Annotated in this window: 13 protein-coding genes; 1 reads left to right on the top strand and 12 read right to left on the bottom strand. The window is 66.1% G+C overall.

The genetic code is table 11. The features are described from left to right. Positions 1-120 precede the first annotated feature (120 nt). The 9 genes from recN to LQK81_RS06940 form a co-directional block, all read right to left on the bottom strand. Positions 121-1,791 carry a DNA repair protein RecN gene (recN, locus tag LQK81_RS06980; protein WP_230804774.1) on the bottom strand — a complete coding sequence of 557 codons (1,671 nt, stop codon included), beginning with the start codon at positions 1,789-1,791 and terminating at the stop codon, positions 121-123. Between the two features lie 20 nt (positions 1,792-1,811). Further along, on the bottom strand, positions 1,812-2,675 hold the full coding sequence (locus LQK81_RS06975) for an outer membrane protein assembly factor BamD (protein ID WP_230804772.1): 864 nt from the start codon (positions 2,673-2,675) through the stop codon (positions 1,812-1,814). 161 nt (positions 2,676-2,836) lie between these two features. Continuing rightward, complete coding sequence (lpxC, locus tag LQK81_RS06970) at positions 2,837-3,793, bottom strand: UDP-3-O-acyl-N-acetylglucosamine deacetylase (protein ID WP_230804770.1); 957 nt, start codon at positions 3,791-3,793, stop codon at positions 2,837-2,839. 325 nt (positions 3,794-4,118) lie between these two features. After that, positions 4,119-5,843 (bottom strand): cell division protein FtsZ, encoded by a 1,725-nt coding sequence (gene ftsZ, locus LQK81_RS06965; protein WP_230804769.1) that lies wholly within the window; start codon positions 5,841-5,843, stop codon positions 4,119-4,121. Between the two features lie 97 nt (positions 5,844-5,940). Then, positions 5,941-7,272: a cell division protein FtsA gene (gene ftsA, locus LQK81_RS06960; protein WP_230804768.1), complete on the bottom strand. Its 1,332-nt coding sequence runs from the start codon at positions 7,270-7,272 to the stop codon at positions 5,941-5,943. Further along, positions 7,269-8,201: a cell division protein FtsQ/DivIB gene (locus LQK81_RS06955; protein WP_230804767.1), complete on the bottom strand. Its 933-nt coding sequence runs from the start codon at positions 8,199-8,201 to the stop codon at positions 7,269-7,271. The genes ftsA and LQK81_RS06955 overlap by 4 nt, the downstream gene beginning before the upstream one ends. Then, positions 8,189-9,112, bottom strand: coding sequence for a D-alanine--D-alanine ligase (locus LQK81_RS06950; RefSeq protein ID WP_230804766.1), 924 nt, complete (start codon positions 9,110-9,112; stop codon positions 8,189-8,191). The genes LQK81_RS06955 and LQK81_RS06950 overlap by 13 nt, the downstream gene beginning before the upstream one ends. 315 nt (positions 9,113-9,427) lie before the next feature. Next, entirely contained in the window at positions 9,428-10,114 is a 687-nt protein-coding gene (gene aqpZ, locus LQK81_RS06945) for an aquaporin Z (RefSeq protein ID WP_230804763.1), read from the bottom strand. Positions 10,115-10,237: 123 nt separating this feature from the next. Next, complete coding sequence (locus LQK81_RS06940) at positions 10,238-11,095, bottom strand: GGDEF domain-containing protein (RefSeq protein WP_230804762.1); 858 nt, start codon at positions 11,093-11,095, stop codon at positions 10,238-10,240. Between the two features lie 273 nt (positions 11,096-11,368). Here LQK81_RS06940 and LQK81_RS06935 point away from each other — a divergent pair, with 273 nt between their 5' ends. Next, a complete protein-coding gene (locus tag LQK81_RS06935) occupies positions 11,369-12,673 on the top strand; it encodes an MFS transporter (RefSeq protein WP_230804761.1) in 1,305 nt (434 codons plus the stop codon). A gap of 328 nt (positions 12,674-13,001) precedes the next feature. Here the strand turns inward: LQK81_RS06935 and murB are convergent, their stop codons facing one another. Genes murB through murG form a run of 3 tightly spaced genes read right to left on the bottom strand, consistent with a single transcriptional unit; the run spans position 13,002 to position 16,527 of the window. Continuing rightward, a complete protein-coding gene (gene murB / locus LQK81_RS06930; RefSeq protein ID WP_230804760.1) occupies positions 13,002-13,976 on the bottom strand; it encodes a UDP-N-acetylmuramate dehydrogenase in 975 nt (324 codons plus the stop codon). Then, entirely contained in the window at positions 13,973-15,388 is a 1,416-nt protein-coding gene (gene murC, locus LQK81_RS06925) for a UDP-N-acetylmuramate--L-alanine ligase (protein ID WP_230804758.1), read from the bottom strand. Before murC ends, murB begins: the two co-directional genes overlap by 4 nt. Further along, the gene (murG, locus tag LQK81_RS06920; RefSeq protein WP_230804756.1) at positions 15,385-16,527 is read right to left on the bottom strand and encodes an undecaprenyldiphospho-muramoylpentapeptide beta-N-acetylglucosaminyltransferase; all 1,143 of its coding nucleotides are present in this window, start codon (positions 16,525-16,527) and stop codon (positions 15,385-15,387) included. The genes murC and murG overlap by 4 nt, the downstream gene beginning before the upstream one ends. Positions 16,528-16,531 lie beyond the last annotated feature (4 nt).

Here is a 16,531-nt window from a genome sequence, read left to right as displayed (position 1 = left end):
AGAAAGGTTCGTCTGGTTTTTAGAGCATGGCAGTAAAAAGAAAAGCAGCCTCGGGCGCAGTCCTCACGAAGATTTGGGCACCCGCCGCTGCAGAGGCATCTTGAGGCTCGGCAGCCTCGGTCAGCCGCCGCCGGACAGGAGCCGCGCCGCCGCCGCCCTCGCCTCCTCGGTGACCGACGCGCCGGCGAGCATGCGGGCGATTTCCTCGGTACGGGCGCCGTCATCCATCCGGGCCACGCGGGTGGCGATCGCCTCGCCGCCGTCGACCGGCCCCTTGGAGATCAGAAGATGCGTGGCAGCACGCGCCGCCACCTGCGGCGCATGGGTGACGGAAAGCACCTGCACTGTCGACGACAACCGCTTCAGCCGCTGGCCGATCGCATCCGCCACCGCCCCGCCGACGCCGGTGTCGATCTCGTCGAAGACGAGCGTCGGCGCCGAGCCGCGGTCGGCAAGCGCCACCTTCAGCGCCAGCAGGAAACGCGAGAGCTCGCCGCCGGAGGCGACCTTCATGATCGGGCCGGGGCGCGTGCCCGGATTGGTCTGGACATGGAATTCGACGGTGTCGATCCCCTCCTCCGCCCCGCCGTCGGGATCGGTGGTGATGTTGACCATGAAGCGGGCGCGCTCCAGCTTGAGCGCCGGAAGCTCCGCCATCACCGCGCCGGCGAGCGCCTCGGCCGTATGGTGACGGCGCTCCGACAGCGCGCGCGCGGCGGCGTCGAAGGCAGCCCGCATCTCGCCCAGGGCCTGTTCCAGCCGGTTCAGCTTCTCCTCGCCCGCATCGAGATCGGCGAGATCCGCGATCATCCGCACGGCCAGCGCCGGCAGGCCGGAGACGGGTACGGAATATTTCCGCGAGGCGGCGCGGAGCGCAAACAGCCGCTCCTCGGTGCGCTCCAGAAGCTTCGGATCGAACTCGGTCTTGCGCAGCGCCACCTCCACCGCCATCTGCGCGTCCGAGAGTTGGTCGACGGCGCGGCCGAGCAGCTCGACCGTCTCCTCCAAAAGACCCGGCGCCTCCTGGCTCTTGCGCTCCAGCCGCCGCACCATCGAGGCGATGACGGGAACCGGCGAGGCGTTGCCGTTCAGGAAATCGCTCGCCTCGTTGATGTCGCCGGCGATCCGCTCGGCCTTCATCATCCGCGCGCGTTCTTCCGCAAGCACCTCCTCTTCGCCGTCCTGCGGCGAGAGCTTCTCCAGTTCGTCTACGGAGGAGCGGATATAGTCGGCCTCGCGCGCGGCCGCCTCCACCTTTTCGCGGTGGCGACGCAGCGCGCGCTCGGCATCCTTCCAGTTCTGGTAGAGGCGGGAGACGTCCGCCACCGTCTCGCCAAGGCCGCCGAAGGCGTCGAGCAGAACGCGGTGCGCATCTGTGTCGATCAGCGCGCGATCATCGTGCTGGCCGTGGATCTCGACGAGCAACTGCCCCGCCTGCCGCATCAGCTGGACGGAGACCGGTTGGTCGTTGACATAGGCCTTGGTGCGGCCGTCGGCCGACTGCACGCGGCGGAAGATCAGGTCGCCGTCGTCGTCGATGGCGTTGTCGCGCAGGAGCGTGCGGGCCGCGTGCCCCGTCGGCACGTCGAACACGGCCGTCACCTGGCCCTTGTCCAGCCCGTGGCGGACCAGCGAGCCGTCGCCGCGCCCGCCGAGCGCGAGCGAGAGTGAATCGAGCAGGATGGATTTTCCGGCGCCGGTTTCGCCGGTCAGCACCGAGAGCCCGCCATCGAAAGCGAGGTCAAGCCGTTCGATCAGGACGATATCGCGGATCGAAAGCTGTGCCAGCATCCGAGGTCATATCTCTTTGCTCAGGCGCCGATGAGGGCCTTGCCGGCGCGCGAAATCCAGGAACCAGCATTCTCGCGCGGCTCCAGCCCCTTCGACTGCAGCAGCTTGTAGGAATCCGCATACCACTGGCTGTCCGGATAGTTGTGGCCGAGAACGGCGGCAGCGGTCTGCGCTTCGCTGGTAATACCCATTGCATAATAGGATTCGACGAGGCGCGCGAGCGCTTCCTCCACCTGGTTCGTCGTGCCGTACTGCTCGACGACGGTGCGGAAGCGGGTGATCGCCGCCAGGTATTCCTTGCGCTCGAGATAGTAGCGGCCGACCTGCATCTCCTTGCCGGCGAGCTGGTCGCGCGCAAAGCGGATCTTGGCCTGCGCGTCCTCGACATACTCCGAATCGGGGTACTTAGTGACGACCGCCTGCATCGCCTCGATCGTCTGCGTGGCCGGACGCTGGTCCTGTGTCACGCTCGGGATCTGCTTGGCATAGGCCAGCCCGACGATGTACTGCGCATACGCCGCATCCTCGGACTCCGGATAGAGCTTGAGGTAGCGCTGGCCGGCGGTGATCGCCTCCTGGTTGGCGCCCTGGCGATAGTTCACAAAGGCGCTCATCACCAGCGCCTTGCGGGCATATTCGGAGAACGGGTGCTGCCGGTCGATCGCGGCGAACTTGCGCGAGGCCTCGGTGACGTTGCCGGCATTGAGGTTCGCCAGCCCCTGGTTGTAGAGAACCTCAGGCGGATCGGTCTCGGCCGAAAGCTTGGTGATGTCGATGTCGGGATCGCTTTGGCATGCCGTCAGCGCCAGCGGCACCGTGGACAGGAGGGCGACGCAGGCAATCCGCGTCCAATGCTTGGCACCAACAATCCCTGCAAATTTCATCTGACAATCCCAAAATCATCGCGGCGCCCTGTTCGAGCGCCGTTCATTGAACGCGTTCTATCCCCAATCCCGCGCATACCGCAACGCCATGCCGCTGCATTAACGCATTTTTATGGCAAAGAAAGTGTGAAGCACCGTGCGATCGGGAATGCTCCCGGCCCTCAGGCGGACCAGGGAGCGAACTCCGGTGCGTTCACGGTGATGAGCTCGCGTTTGCCGGCGCGAGCGCGCGGGACCGAAGCCTCGACGACCTCGTAGGCCGTGCGATCGTTGAGCAGCGCCTTCAGCGCCATCGCGTTCATCTTGTGGCCGCCGCGGTAGGAGCGGTAGCAGCCGATGAACTGCGCGCCGGCAAGCGCCAGGTCGCCGACGGCGTCCAGCGTCTTGTGACGGGCGAACTCGTCGCCGTCGTAGCGCAGGCCCTCGATGTTGATCACGGCGTTGTCGTCGGAGATGACGACCGAGTTCTCAAGCGAGGAGCCGAGCGCATAGCCGGCCGCCCAGAGGCGTTCGACGTCACGCATGAAGCCGAAGGTCCGGGCGCGCGACAGCTCGCTGCGGAAGGTCGCAGGCGTCAACTCGCCCTTCCAGGCCTGGCGGCCGATCAGCGGGCAATCGAAATCGATCTCGACCTCGAAGCGGGTGCCGTCATGCGGCGAAAACTCCGCCCAGGACGAACCGGCCTCGACGCGGACCGGCTTGACCACGCGGATGTAGCGGCGCTTGACCGCGAGCGGCCGCAGGCCGACCTGGTCGATTGCATCGATGAAGGGAGCGGAGCTGCCGTCCATGATCGGCATCTCGGCGCCCTGGACCTCGATCAGCACGTTGTCGAGCGAGAGCGCATAGAGCGCTGCCATGACGTGCTCGATGGTGGCGATGGACTTGTCCGGCGAGAAGCCGAGAACGGTGCAGAGGTCGGTGTTGCCCACCTGCGAGGAAACGGCGCGGTATTCGCTCACGGACCCGTTGTCGTGAAGGCGCTGGAAGACGATGCCGCTGTCGGCCTCGGCCGGATGAAAGGTAATGGAAACGACCGCGCCGGAATGGACGCCTGTTCCCGAGATCGTAACCGGGCTCGAGATCGTCGTCTGAAAACCCAGCAAGCTGATGGACATCTTCTAATTCGCCTTATCTTATCACCGGCACCGGGCCGATCGTCACTATTTTGTTGTCGTTTTGCTTCGCGTGCTCCTCGACCGTCGAAGCGGGAAATCGGAGCGTTGCAGCAGAGACTGCGCCAGGCCTGTAAAAATCGCCCGTGAATCAATGCGCTGGCGGCGTTTCTGGCCGGAATGTAGTTGCGCGCCTGAATTGTTACAAATCACTGTTTCTTTCGTTTTGTTACGCCCCACAGAGACCACTCAAACTACTGAAAGATTTGATAAAAAAGAAGGCCCGGACAGACGGTCCGGGCCTTCGTTTGCAACAATGGTGACAGCCCTAGTTCGACTGGCGGCGCAGGAAGGCGGGAATCTCCAGCTGGTCGTCCTCGCTGAGCGCCCGCGGCTGCGGCGTGGCACGACCATGGTCGTCGAGCTGTCCCCGGCGCGGTGCGTAGATGCTCGCTTCCGGCGACATCGCCCGGCGCTGCGGGGCGGCGGCTTCTGCTGCCGGCTGCTCCTCCTCGTCGCGGCGCGCGAGAGAGGACGTGATGCGCTTCAGGAGTCCCATCGGGCCGCGTTCCTCCGGCTGGGCCTGCGCCGGCTGGACGCGGTGCTCCATCTCGGCCTGCACCACCGGCGGGAAGTCCTCGATCTTCGGCATGCGGCTGGCGACCGGCTCCTGGCGGATGACCGGGGCCGCAGGCTCGGCGCGCTGCTGGACCGGGGCCGGCTGGTACTGCGGCTGCGGAGCCGGCGCCGGGCGTGCGGCAACCGGAGCCATGACCGGGGCTTCGGCCGGAGCGGAGGCGAAGATCCGGCTCTGCGGGCGGAACTCTTCCTGCGGGGCGGGCGCCGGCTTGGCGTCCGGCAGGGCCAGTTCGCGCTCGAGGCCGATCTCGGCCTGGCGGATCGTCTCGGCGACCGGGTCGGCCACGCGTGCCGGCTGCGGCGCCACGGGCTGCGTCATGACCGGTGCGGCTGCGACCGGCTGCGGCGCCGGGGCGACCTGCGGATGCGGCGGAACGGCGGCCGACGGGCGCACCAGCGGCTTGTTCACCGGGCGAAAGTCGGCGGTGCGGCCGGCGTCCTGCGACGTCGCCCGGTCGATGCCGGTGGCGACCACGGAGACGCGGATCAGGCCTTCGAGTTCCTCGTCGAAGGTGGCGCCGAGGATGATGTTGGCGTCCGGATCGACTTCCTCGCGGATGCGGGTCGCAGCCTCGTCGACTTCGAACAGCGTCAGGTCACGGCCGCCGGTGATGGAGATCAGGAGGCCCTGCGCGCCCTTCATCGAGGTCTCGTCGAGGAGCGGGTTGGCGATCGCGGCCTCGGCTGCGGCCATCGCGCGGCCCTCGCCCGATGCCTCGCCGGTGCCCATCATGGCGCGACCCATCTCGCGCATCACCGAGCGGACGTCGGCGAAGTCGAGGTTGATCAGGCCTTCCTTGACCATCAGGTCGGTGATGCAGGCGACGCCCGAATAGAGCACCTGGTCGGCCATCGCAAACGCGTCGGCGAAGGTGGTCTTGTCGTTGGCGATCCGGAACAGGTTCTGGTTCGGGATCACGATCAGCGTGTCGACCGACTTCTGCAGCTCCTGGATACCCTGTTCGGCGAGACGCATGCGGCGGCCGCCTTCGAAGTGGAACGGCTTGGTGACGACGCCAACGGTCAGGATGCCCTTGTTGCGGGCCGCCTGCGCGACGATCGGGGCAGCCCCCGTGCCGGTGCCGCCGCCCATGCCGGCGGTGACAAAGCACATGTGCGTGCCGTTCAGGTGGTCGATGATCTCGTCAATGCACTCCTCGGCGGCCGCACGGCCGACCTCGGGCTGCGAACCGGCGCCGAGGCCCTCGGTGACCTGCGCGCCCATCTGGATGATGCGCTCGGCCTTGGTCATGGTCAGTGCCTGGGCATCCGTGTTGGCGACGACGAAATCGACGCCCTGCAGCCCCGCGGTGATCATGTTGTTGACAGCGTTGCCGCCGCCGCCGCCGACACCGAAGACGGTGATGCGGGGCTTCAGCTCAGTGATGTCCGGCTTCTGCAGCTTGATGGTCATTGTCGATGTTCCTTTTGTCTGTTCCGGCCCGCGTCGCCACACCGGCCATGTTCCCTAATTCCGTAACCCGCCTACGCAACTACCCGGCGGCAACCCGTCAGAAACTCTCCTTCAGCCATTGCCCCATGCGGGCAATGCGGCCGTTTCCTCCTGCAAGCGACGCAAGCATGCCGCCCTGCGTCGAATGCGCTTCCAACTCCGCCACCTGCGGATAGATCATCAGGCCCACCGCCGTGGAAAACGCCGCACCCTTGGCCGCGGCTGGCAGGCCCGACACGCCGAGCGGACGCCCGACGCGAACGTTGCGCGCCAGAATCCGGCGCGCGGCTTCCGGCAGTCCCGTGAGCTGGCTGGCACCGCCCGTCAGCACGATTCGCTTGCCCACGATCGGCGAGAAGCCGGAGCGCTGGATCCGGTCGCGGATCAGCTCAAGCGTCTCCTCGATGCGGGCGCGGACGATGCGCGACAGCAGTGCCCGCGGCACATGGGTCGGCTGGTCGCGGTCGTCCTCGCCGATCGGCGGGACGGCGACGATATCGCTTTCGTCGGACGCATTCGGCAGCGCCGAGCCGTGCACGACCTTCAGCCGCTCCGCATCCTCGATCCGGGTGGAGAGGCCGCGGGCGATGTCGGTGGTGACGTGATGGCCGCCGAGCGCCACGGCGTCGGCATGCACCAGCTTGCCCTCGGCAAAGACCGAGATCGCCGTCGTGCCGCCGCCCATGTCGATGCAGGCGCAGCCGAGCTCGACTTCGTCGTCGACCAGCGCCGAAAGACCACTGGCATAGGGGGTCGCCACCATGCCCTCGACCGAAAGATGGGCGCGGTTGACGCAGAGCTCGAGGTTCTTCAGCGCCGTGCGCTCGGCCGTCAGCACGTGCATGTCGACGCCGAGGACGTCGCCATACATCGACAGCGGATCGCGGATGCCGCGCTCGCCGTCCAGCGAATAGCCGGTCGGCAGCGAATGCAGGATCGCCCGGTCCTGGCGCAGCGAACGCTGGCCCGCCGCCGTCAGCACCTTGCGCAGGTCGGCCGCCTCGACTTCCTGTCCGCCGAGATCGATCGTGCCGGTATAGATGTCGCTCTGCAGGCGCCCGGCCGAGACGTTGACGATCAGGCTGTCGATCGTCAGCCCGGCCATCCGCTCGGCGGCGTCGACCGCCAGCCGGACGACGCTCTCGGCCGCATCGAGATCGGCGATCACGCCGTTCTTGACGCCGCGCGAGCGCTGGTGGCCGATGCCGATGACCTCGATCGAATGGGTGCGCCCCGGCAGGATCTCGCTCTCCGGGCGCGGCGTCAGCCGACCGATCATGCAGACGACCTTGGTCGAACCGATGTCGAGCACCGAGACAATGTGCGACCGCTTCGAATTGAGCGGCTTCAGGCGCGGCAGGCCAAAATGGGAGGAACCGAAGATACTCATGAGCGGTCGGTCACCTTCTTCAATTCCTTCGTCCGCTGCTCCAGCACCTTCTTGCGGCGCTCAGCGGCACCCTCTGTCAGTCGAACGGTGGTGCGGTCTTCCAGCCTCAGGTCCACGGCGGCGATGTCGCGCTCCAGGATCCCCTGCTCCGCCTCGAACCTTGCGAGGACCGCCATGGCGCGCGGCACGTTGGTCTCCGGCAGCATGACGACGACGCCGTTGTCCAGGCGCAGGTCCCAGCGGCGGCCGGCGACGCGGACATAGGCCTTCACGCGCGCCTTGACGTCCGGCCAGGCCTCGAACTGCTTCTCGAACTCGGCGGCGGCGGCTTCGGCGTCACGGCCGACGAACAGCGGCAGCGCGGAAAACTTGCTGTCGCGCAGCGGCGCGATTACGCTGCCATTCTTCTCGATCAGGGACAGGTCGTTGCCGTGCTGCCAGATGCCGAAGGCGCTGCGCTCTTTCAGCGCCACCTCGATCGTTCCGGGATAGACCTTGCGCACGGAGACATGCTCGACCCAGGGCAGTTCCGACAGCTTCCGGCGAGCCTCCTCGACGTCGAGCGCCACGAGCGAGGTCGTGCCGTCCAGGCCGAGCAGTTCGAGGATCTCGATCTCCGAGGTTTCGCGGGCGCCGGAAACCTTGACGTCGTCGATGGCGAACCCGACCGCGGTCGTGGTCGTCTGCGCGAAGTCCTGGCTATGGCCGCCAAGCGACATGCCGTAGAAGCCGGTGGCAGCGAAGAAGGACACCGCGGCCACCGTGCCGGCATGGCGCGGGATCGTCACCCGGCCGACCGCGAGACCGACGGCAAGGCGCACGACGCGACGCAGCGGACGCGGCAGCACGCGGCCGCCCTCGGCCTCCGCAAGCCCTGCGGTGTCCATCCGGCGCGCTCTGCCTCTCTTTCTGCCGGTCAACGCAAACAAGACGCGTCCTCCACCATCCAACTCAAGAATTCACCAAAGGAATGGCCGGCATGGACGGCCATTTCGGGCACCAGGGATGTCGGGGTCATGCCGGGCTGCGTATTGATTTCCAGCCACACGATCTCGCCATTTTCGGAGAAGCGGTCGTCGTACCGGAAGTCCGATCTGCTGACGCCGCGGCACCCGATCGCTTGATGCGCCTTGAGTGCGAGTGTTTGTATTTTTTGGTAAATATTTGGTGAAATTTGTGCCGGAAGGACGTGTCTCGAGCCGCCTTTCTCGTATTTTGCATCGTAATCGTAGAAGCCGTGTCCCTGCGGCACCACCTCGGTGACGCCGAGCGCGACATTGCCCATCACCCCGCAGGTCAACTCGCGACCATAGACGTAGCGCTCGACCATGACGTCGTCGCCGTAGCGCCAGTCGGCCGAGGTGACGACCTGCGGCGGATGCGGTTGGTCCTCCTTGACGATGACGACGCCAAAGCTCGACCCCTCGCGCACCGGCTTGACCACATAGGGGGGCTTCATCGGATGCGCCGAGGTGATGTCGAACCGGTTCATCAGCTTCGCCTCGGCGACGGGGATGCCCGCGGCTTTGGCGACGATCTTCGCCTGCGCCTTGTCCATCGCCAGCGCCGACGAAAGGACGCCGGAATGCGTATAGGGGATCTGCAGGTATTCCAGGATGCCCTGAATCTTGCCGTCCTCGCCGAAGGGGCCATGCAGGGCATTGAAGGCGACGTCCGGCGCAAGTTCGGCAAGGACCGTGGCGACGTCATAGCCGACATCGACCCGGGTGACGCGGTAGCCATGCGCCTCGAGGGCATCCGCACAGGCGTTGCCGGACGAAAGGCTTACGGGCCGTTCGGAGGAAATTCCACCCATCAGCACCGCGACATGCTTGCTCATCTTCACCCCTGGACTCGATCTCTCACATTGACCGGATTTCCTTGCCCGGGCCTGACCTCGATCGGCGCCGGCGACTCGAATTTCCGCCTCCCCGTCACTACAACGGCATTATGGTTAATGAAGCGTTTACTTTCGTTAACCGGCCCGCGATGAAATCGTAAACGCATCATTCCCGAATCAAGCCGCGGCAGGGATTCTCTCCTTGGAATCAGAGAGTTGCCGGCAATGCAAGCTCCGACACACGAGGAAGAGAAATGAATGCGCCCGCCCCGGACACCGGAGCGGGCGACGTTTCACGCCGGGAAAATGCGGATCTCAGTCGTCCTCGCCGACCGCTTTCCAGGCCAGAGCGCCGAGGGCGCCGCCGATGATCGGGGCGAGCCAGAAGAGCCAGAGCTGGGCGATCGCCCAGTCGCCGACGATCAGGGCGACGCCGGTCGAGCGGGCCGGATTGACCGAAGTGTTGGTGACGGGGATCGAGACCAGATGGATCAGCGTCAGCGTCAGCCCGATCGCGATCGGCGCGAAGCCGACGGGCACGCGGCCATGGGTGGAGCCGAGGATGATGAAGACGAACATGAAGGTCATCACTACCTCGATCAGGAAGGCGGAGGTGACAGAGTATCCGCCCGGCGAGTGTTCGCCGTAACCGTTGGAGGCGAAGCCGCCGAGCTCGAAGCCGGGCTTGCCGGTGGCGATGAAATAGAGGACGAGGGCTGCGACGATCGCGCCTGCGACCTGCGTCACCACATAGGGCACCAGCGCCGACGCCGGGAACTTTCCGGCAACCGTCAGGCCGACGGACACGGCCGGATTGAAGTGGCCGCCCGAAATGCCGCCAACCGCATAGGCCATGGTCAGCACCGTCAGGCCGAACGCCAGCGACACGCCGAGCAGGCCGATGCCGACCTCCGGAAAGGCGGCTGCCAGCACCGCGCTGCCGCAGCCGCCGAACACCAACCAGAACGTACCCAGAAATTCCGCAGCAAGCTTCCTGATCATGCGCACCTCCCCGAACTGCCCTGCCCGATCGAGGCACGCGGCGTTGATTGAAACAGGACTCTGCGCACAGGGCGCCGGTGAAATAAACTCAGGCTTTCGGTTGATGCCGTGCGGCAACCATTGTCACGACGCCAACCCCACCCGGTCGCGGATGATCCCGTCGAACGGCGTCTCGTATCGGGCAGGCGGAGCGACGCCCCCGACCTCGCGCTCGTGCACGACGCGGTTGCGGCCGGAAACCTTGGCGAGGTAGAGCGCCCGGTCTGCATGGGAGAAGAGGTCGTCGAAGTCCCGTCCCGGCACGAAATCCGCGACACCCACCGAAACGGTGACGGCGATGGAGCCCGTTCCGCAGGCGATCGGCCGGGCTTCGATGAGGCTGCGGGCATCCTCGACCAGCCCCAGAGTCTCGTCCGGCGACAGCCCGCACACCAGAACCGCATATTCCTCGCCGCCGATGCGCGAGACGATGTGGCGTCCACCGGCGAGCGCTTCGAGCCTGCCGGCGATCGAAACGATGACCTCGTCGCCCGCCACATGGCCGAGCGTGTCGTTGATCGACTTGAACCGGTCGACGTCGAAGATCGCAAGGGCGGCCGGCGACACGGCGGTCTCGATGGCCTCGAGGAAGGCGCGCCGGTTCAGGAGCCCCGACAGCGAATCCGTCCGGCTCAGGCGCTCGAATTCGGCGCGCGACAAGGCCAGCTCGTAGACGGCGTGCCCGACCACATAATAGGCGGCAACGGCGACCGGCAGGGACACCAGCGGCGTCAGGACGGTGGCGATCACCAGCGCCTTCGCCAGATCGTAGGGAAGCAGCCCCACGCCATGGAGGACGAGATGGGCGGCGACGTTGATGCAGTAGGCGAGCGCGGCGATGCGCAGGGCCATGACGAGCGAACGCCGCAACACCTGCTCGCGCGAGGAAAACTCCCCCAAGGCAAGCTGGTCGGTCACCCAGGCTTTGACGCGCTCGATCATGTGCGGCCCCCACTGGCCCTATCTAGGACCGCCGAAGTTAACAATTTGTTGGGAAATCGCTCACCATAAGTTGCACGTCATCCTGCGCTCGCGCCGTTCCGCAAGAACATGCGACCGAAAATGTCGCCACGACACGCCTGAACGGTACGAAAATTATCGCAGCGACCGTCCTGCGGCATATTTGTTGTTTCACAATTGCCGTGCGTGCCGTATGAGGGGCGCGCTGCCTCCCAAGACGGCACTGACATTCAAGAAACAGTTGAGAGAAGATCAATGAGTGACACTCCCATAACGGTGTCACCGACCGCGACGCATTCGACTACCTCCGCCGTGAACTCCCCGGCGCGTGTCCTTTTTGCAAGCCTGGTCGGTACGACCATCGAGTTTTTCGATTTCTACGTCTACGCAACAGCAGCGGTGCTCGTGTTCCCCGCGCTGTTCTTCCCCAACAGCGATCCGACCACCGCGCTGCTCGCCTCCTTCGCCACCTTTTCGATCGCATTCTTCGCCCGTCCGCTCGGCGCGATCGTGTTCGGCCACTACGGCGACCGCATCGGACGGAAGACGACGCTGGTGGCGGCCCTTCTGACGATGGGGATTTCCACCGTCATCATCGGACTGCTGCCGACCTACGAGACCATCGGCGTGCTGGCGCCGCTGCTCCTGGCGCTGTGCCGCTTCGGCCAGGGCTTCGGCCTCGGCGGCGAATGGGGCGGCGCCGTCCTGCTCGCAACCGAAAACGCGCCCCCCGGCAAGCGCAGCTGGTACGGCATGTTCCCGCAGCTCGGCGCTCCGGTCGGCCTGTTCCTGTCATCGGGCGTGTTCTGGGTGCTGTTGCACTTCATGTCGCAGGAATCGCTGCTCGGCTGGGGGTGGCGCGTTCCGTTCATCGCCTCGATCGTGCTGATCGCCGTTGGCCTTTGGGTCCGCCTGTCGATCACCGAAACGCCGGCCTTCCAGAAGGCGATCGACAAGAAGGAGCGGGTGGAAGTGCCCGTTGCGGAACTGTTCCGCAACCACAAGCGCAGCCTCGTCCTCGGCACCTTCGTGGCGCTTGCCACCTTCGTGCTGTTCTACATCGGCTCGGCCTACCTGCTCTCCTACAACGTCAAGGTCGTCGGCATCCCCTTCGTCGAGGCCCTCGAGATCCAGATCGTGGGCTCGGTGCTGTTCGGCCTGTTCATCCCGCTTGCCGGCAAGCTCGCCGAGAAGTACGGGCGCCGCGAGGTGCTGATCGCCACCACGGTGCTGATCGGCGTCTTCTCCTTCTTCCTGCCGGGCCTGATGACCGGCGGCGAAGGCGGCATCATCGTCTTCGTGATCGTCGGCATGGCGCTGATGGGCATGACCTATGGCCTGATCGGCACGGCGCTCGCCGCCCCCTTCCCGACCAAGGTCCGCTATACCGGCTCGTCGATCACCTTCAACTTCGCCGGCATCTTCGGCGCCTCGCTGGCGCCCTACATCGCGACCTACCTGCAGGCCAACTACGGCATGACCTATGTCGGCTACTACCTCGGCATCTCCGCGGTGATCACGCTCGCCTGCATCCTGCTCTCGGGCAAGGAAGAGGTCTGAGCTTCGGCTGAACCGACACCCGGAAACGACAAACGCCGCGGCAACCACCGCGGCGTTTTTGTTTGCCGGTGAACGCGTTCTTGTCGGGCGCTCCCTATCCGCGTCTCCCCGGACCCGATCCGGGGTCCAGCAGCACCGCGTCTGCGGTGCGAAAGAATCTATTGCGCGCAAGGACTTGCGCGCGCTGGATGCCGGCTCGGAGGCCGGCATGACAGTTCGTTTTGGTGACCCGTTCGAAGAAATAACGACCCGGAACAACGCATCTTGTCAGCGGTCAGCCGTAGCGGAAATGGCCACGGCGTTCTCTACCAATGAACCGCTTCCGCGTTCAGGCCGTGGCCCGGCCCAAGAACTCCCGCACCTCGTAGCCCGGCATGAACTTGCCGACCCGCTTGATCTCCCATTGCAGCATCACGCCGGAGTGCTCCAGGACGCGCGAGCGCACCGTCTCGCCCAGATATTCCAGTTCGTAGCCGGTCGCCTGGCCGGTATTGATCATGAAGTTGCAGTGCATGGGCGACATCTGCGCGCCGCCGATCATCAGCCCGCGGCAGCCGGCCTCGTCGATCAGCTTCCAGGCCGAGTGGCCCTCCGGGTTCTTGAAGGTGGAGCCGCCGGTCTTCTCCCGGATCGGCTGCACGGTCTCGCGATGCTGGCGTACCGCGTCCATCCGCGTGCGGATCTCGGCCTTGTCGCCCGCCTGCCCCTGGAAGACGGCATGGGTGAAGATGAGGCCCTCGGGCGCCTTGGAATGGCGATAGCTGTAGCCCATGTCGGCGTTGGACAGGACATGGGTCTCGCCCTTGCGGTCGACCGCATGCACCTCGACGACGAGGTCTTTCGTCTCGCCGCCATTGGCGCCGGCGTTCATCCGCAGCGCCCCGCCGATCGAGCCCGGGATGCCGTAGAGGAATTCCAGGCCGGCGATGCCGTTGTCGAGCGCCATGGCGGCGATGTTCTTGTCCGGGCAGATGGCGCCCGCCTTGATCCTGTTGTCGCCTGCGAGTTCCAGGTCGCCGAACCCCTTGGCCGAAAGCCGGATGACGACGCCGGGAATGCCGCCGTCGCGCACCAGAAGGTTCGAGCCGACGCCCACCACCATCAACGGCACCGTTTCGGGCAAGAGCTTGAGGAAGGTGACCAGGTCGTCGGTGTCGTGCGGCTGGAACATCACTTCCGCCAGCCCTCCGGCCCTGAACCAGGTGACGCGATCCATCGGCGCGTCGGGCGTCAGCCGTCCCCGCACATCCTTCAGGCTGTCGCCCAGCGACGCCAGCAGTTTCTCGCCATCCACCTGCTTCATGCCGTCATTCCCGAAATGCCTGCCAGTTCCTTCGGCAGCGCCGCCGCCCAATAGGTTATGCTACCTGCCCCCAAGAGAACCACAAAGTCGCCGGGCCTGGCAATGGCGCCAATGGTGGAGGCCAGTTGTTCCGGCCCTTCGAGGTAGCGTGCGTCGCGATGTCCGCCGGACTTGATCCGCGACACCAGCGTCTCAGCGCTCACCCCTTCGATCGGCTCCTCGCCGGCCGCATAGATCGGTGCGATCATCACGGTATCGGCATCGTTGAAGCAGCCGGCGAACTCCTCGAACAGGCTGTGCACGCGCGAATAGCGGTGCGGCTGGTGGACCGCGACGATCCGCCCCTGGCAGGCCTCGCGCGCCGCCCGCAGCACCGCCTTGATCTCGACGGGATGGTGGCCGTAGTCGTCATAGACGGAAACGCCGTTCCAGGTTCCGGTCAGCGTGAAGCGCCGCTTGACGCCGCCGAAGGCCGCGATCCCGCGGGCGATGTCGTCCGGCTTGATTCCGAGCCGCTGGGCGACCGCGATCGCCGCCGTCGCGTTGGAGACGTTGTGGCGGCCGGGCATCGGCAGGCGAAGGTCCTTCAGTTCGATCACCTGGCCGGTGCGGCGCCGACGGATCTCGACGTCGAACACCGAGGTCGCCCCGTCCATGCGGATATTGCCGAAGCGCACGTCGGCCTGCGGGTTCTCGCCATAGGTGATGACCTTGCGGTCCTCGATGCGGCTGACCATCGCCTGCACTTCCGGATGATCCAGGCACATCACCCCGAAGCCGTAGAACGGCACGTTCTCGACGAACTGGCGGAAGGCGGCGCGGACGGCGTCGAAATTGCCGTAGTGGTCGAGGTGTTCGGGGTCGATATTGGTGACGACGGCGACGTCGGCGGGAAGCTTCAGGAAGGTGCCGTCGGATTCGTCGGCCTCGACCACCATCCACTCGCCCTCGCCCATGCGCGCATTGGTGCCGTAGGCGTTGATGATGCCGCCATTGATGACGGTCGGGTCGAGCCCGCCGGCTTCCAGCAGCGACGCGACCATCGAGGTGGTGGTCGTCTTGCCGTGCGTGCCGCCGATCGCGATCGCGTTGCGGAAGCGCATCAGTTCGGCCAGCATCTCGGCCCGGCGCACCACCGGCAGCAGTTTCTCGCGCGCCGCGATCAGTTCGGGATTGTTCTTCTTGATGGCGGTCGACACCACCACCACTTCGGCGTCGCCGATGTTCTCCGCCTTGTGGCCGACGAACACCTCGATACCCTTGTCGCGCAGCCGCTGCACGTTGGCGCTGTCGGACTGGTCGGAACCCTGTACCCGGTGGCCGAGATTGTGCAGCACCTCGGCGATGCCGCTCATGCCGATCCCGCCGATCCCGATGAAATGAACGAGCCCTATGCTCTTCGGCATCTTCATGGCCGTTCTCCCTTGAATTCTGCGATCGTCTTGAATTCTGCGATCGTCTGGCCGCCCGCAATAGCCTCTACCATGCCGGCGAGCAAGCGCGCGGCATCCGGCTTTCCGGTCTTTCGGGCGTTCGCTGCCATCTCCGTCATGCGCTCCGGCTGCTTCATCGCCTCGCCGATGATCATCGACAGCTTTTCCGGAGAAAGCTCCGACTGGGCGATCACCTTCGCCCCGCCCTGGGCGGCGAGCGCGGCCGCGTTAGCCGCTTGGTCGTGGTCGAGCGCGTAGGGATAGGGCACCAGCACCGACGGCCGGCCGATCACGGAAAGCTCGGAGACGGTCGAGGCGCCAGAGCGGCAGATCACCAGATGCGCGCCTGCCAGCCGCTCGGCCATGTCGCCGAAGAACGGCGAGACCTCGGCCGGGACGGCGAGCTTCGTATAGACCGCCTCCACGCCCTCGCGGTCTTCCGGCCGGGCCTGCTGGGTGATGTGCAGCCGCGCCCGCTTGTGCTCGCCGAGCCGGCAGATCGCCTGCGGCACGGCCTTGGAGAAGAACTGCGCACCCTGGCTGCCGCCGAACACGACGAGACGGAAATCGCCGTCCGCCACGGACGGACGGTAGGGAACCTTCGCTGCGGCCAGGACCGCGGGCCGGACGGGGTTGCCGGTCGTCACCGTCTTGGCGGCATAGGGCCCTTCGCTGTCCGGCGGGAAGCCGCCGGCGATCGCCCGGACCCGGGCGGCCAGCGCCTTGTTGGCGCGCCCCATCACCGCGTTCTGCTCGTGGATCATCGAGGGGATGCCCATGCCGGTGGCGGCGAGCAGCGGCGGCAGCGTCGGATAGCCGCCGAAGCCGACGACGGCGGCGGGTCGCAGCCGCGCCATCAGCCGCCGCGCCGTGCGCAGGCCCTTCCACAGGGTCCAGAGCGAGGACACCACCTTCACCGGGTTCTTCGAACCGATCGTCGCGGACGGCACCACATGGATCTCGTCGGCCGGAAACTTGCCGGCAAAGCGCTCGGCGCGGCTGTCGGTGACGAGATGCACCGACCAGCCGCCGGCCTTGAGCTCGTGCGCCAGCGCCTCGGCCGGAAAGAGATGGCCGCCGGTGCCGCCCGCGGCCAGCAGGATGATGCCTTTCGTCATGCGC

It is taken from the genome of Rhizobium sp. GN54 (assembly GCF_021026345.1).
GTDB lineage: Bacteria > Pseudomonadota > Alphaproteobacteria > Rhizobiales > Rhizobiaceae > Mycoplana.
This window is presented reverse-complemented; position numbering and strand designations above follow the sequence as displayed.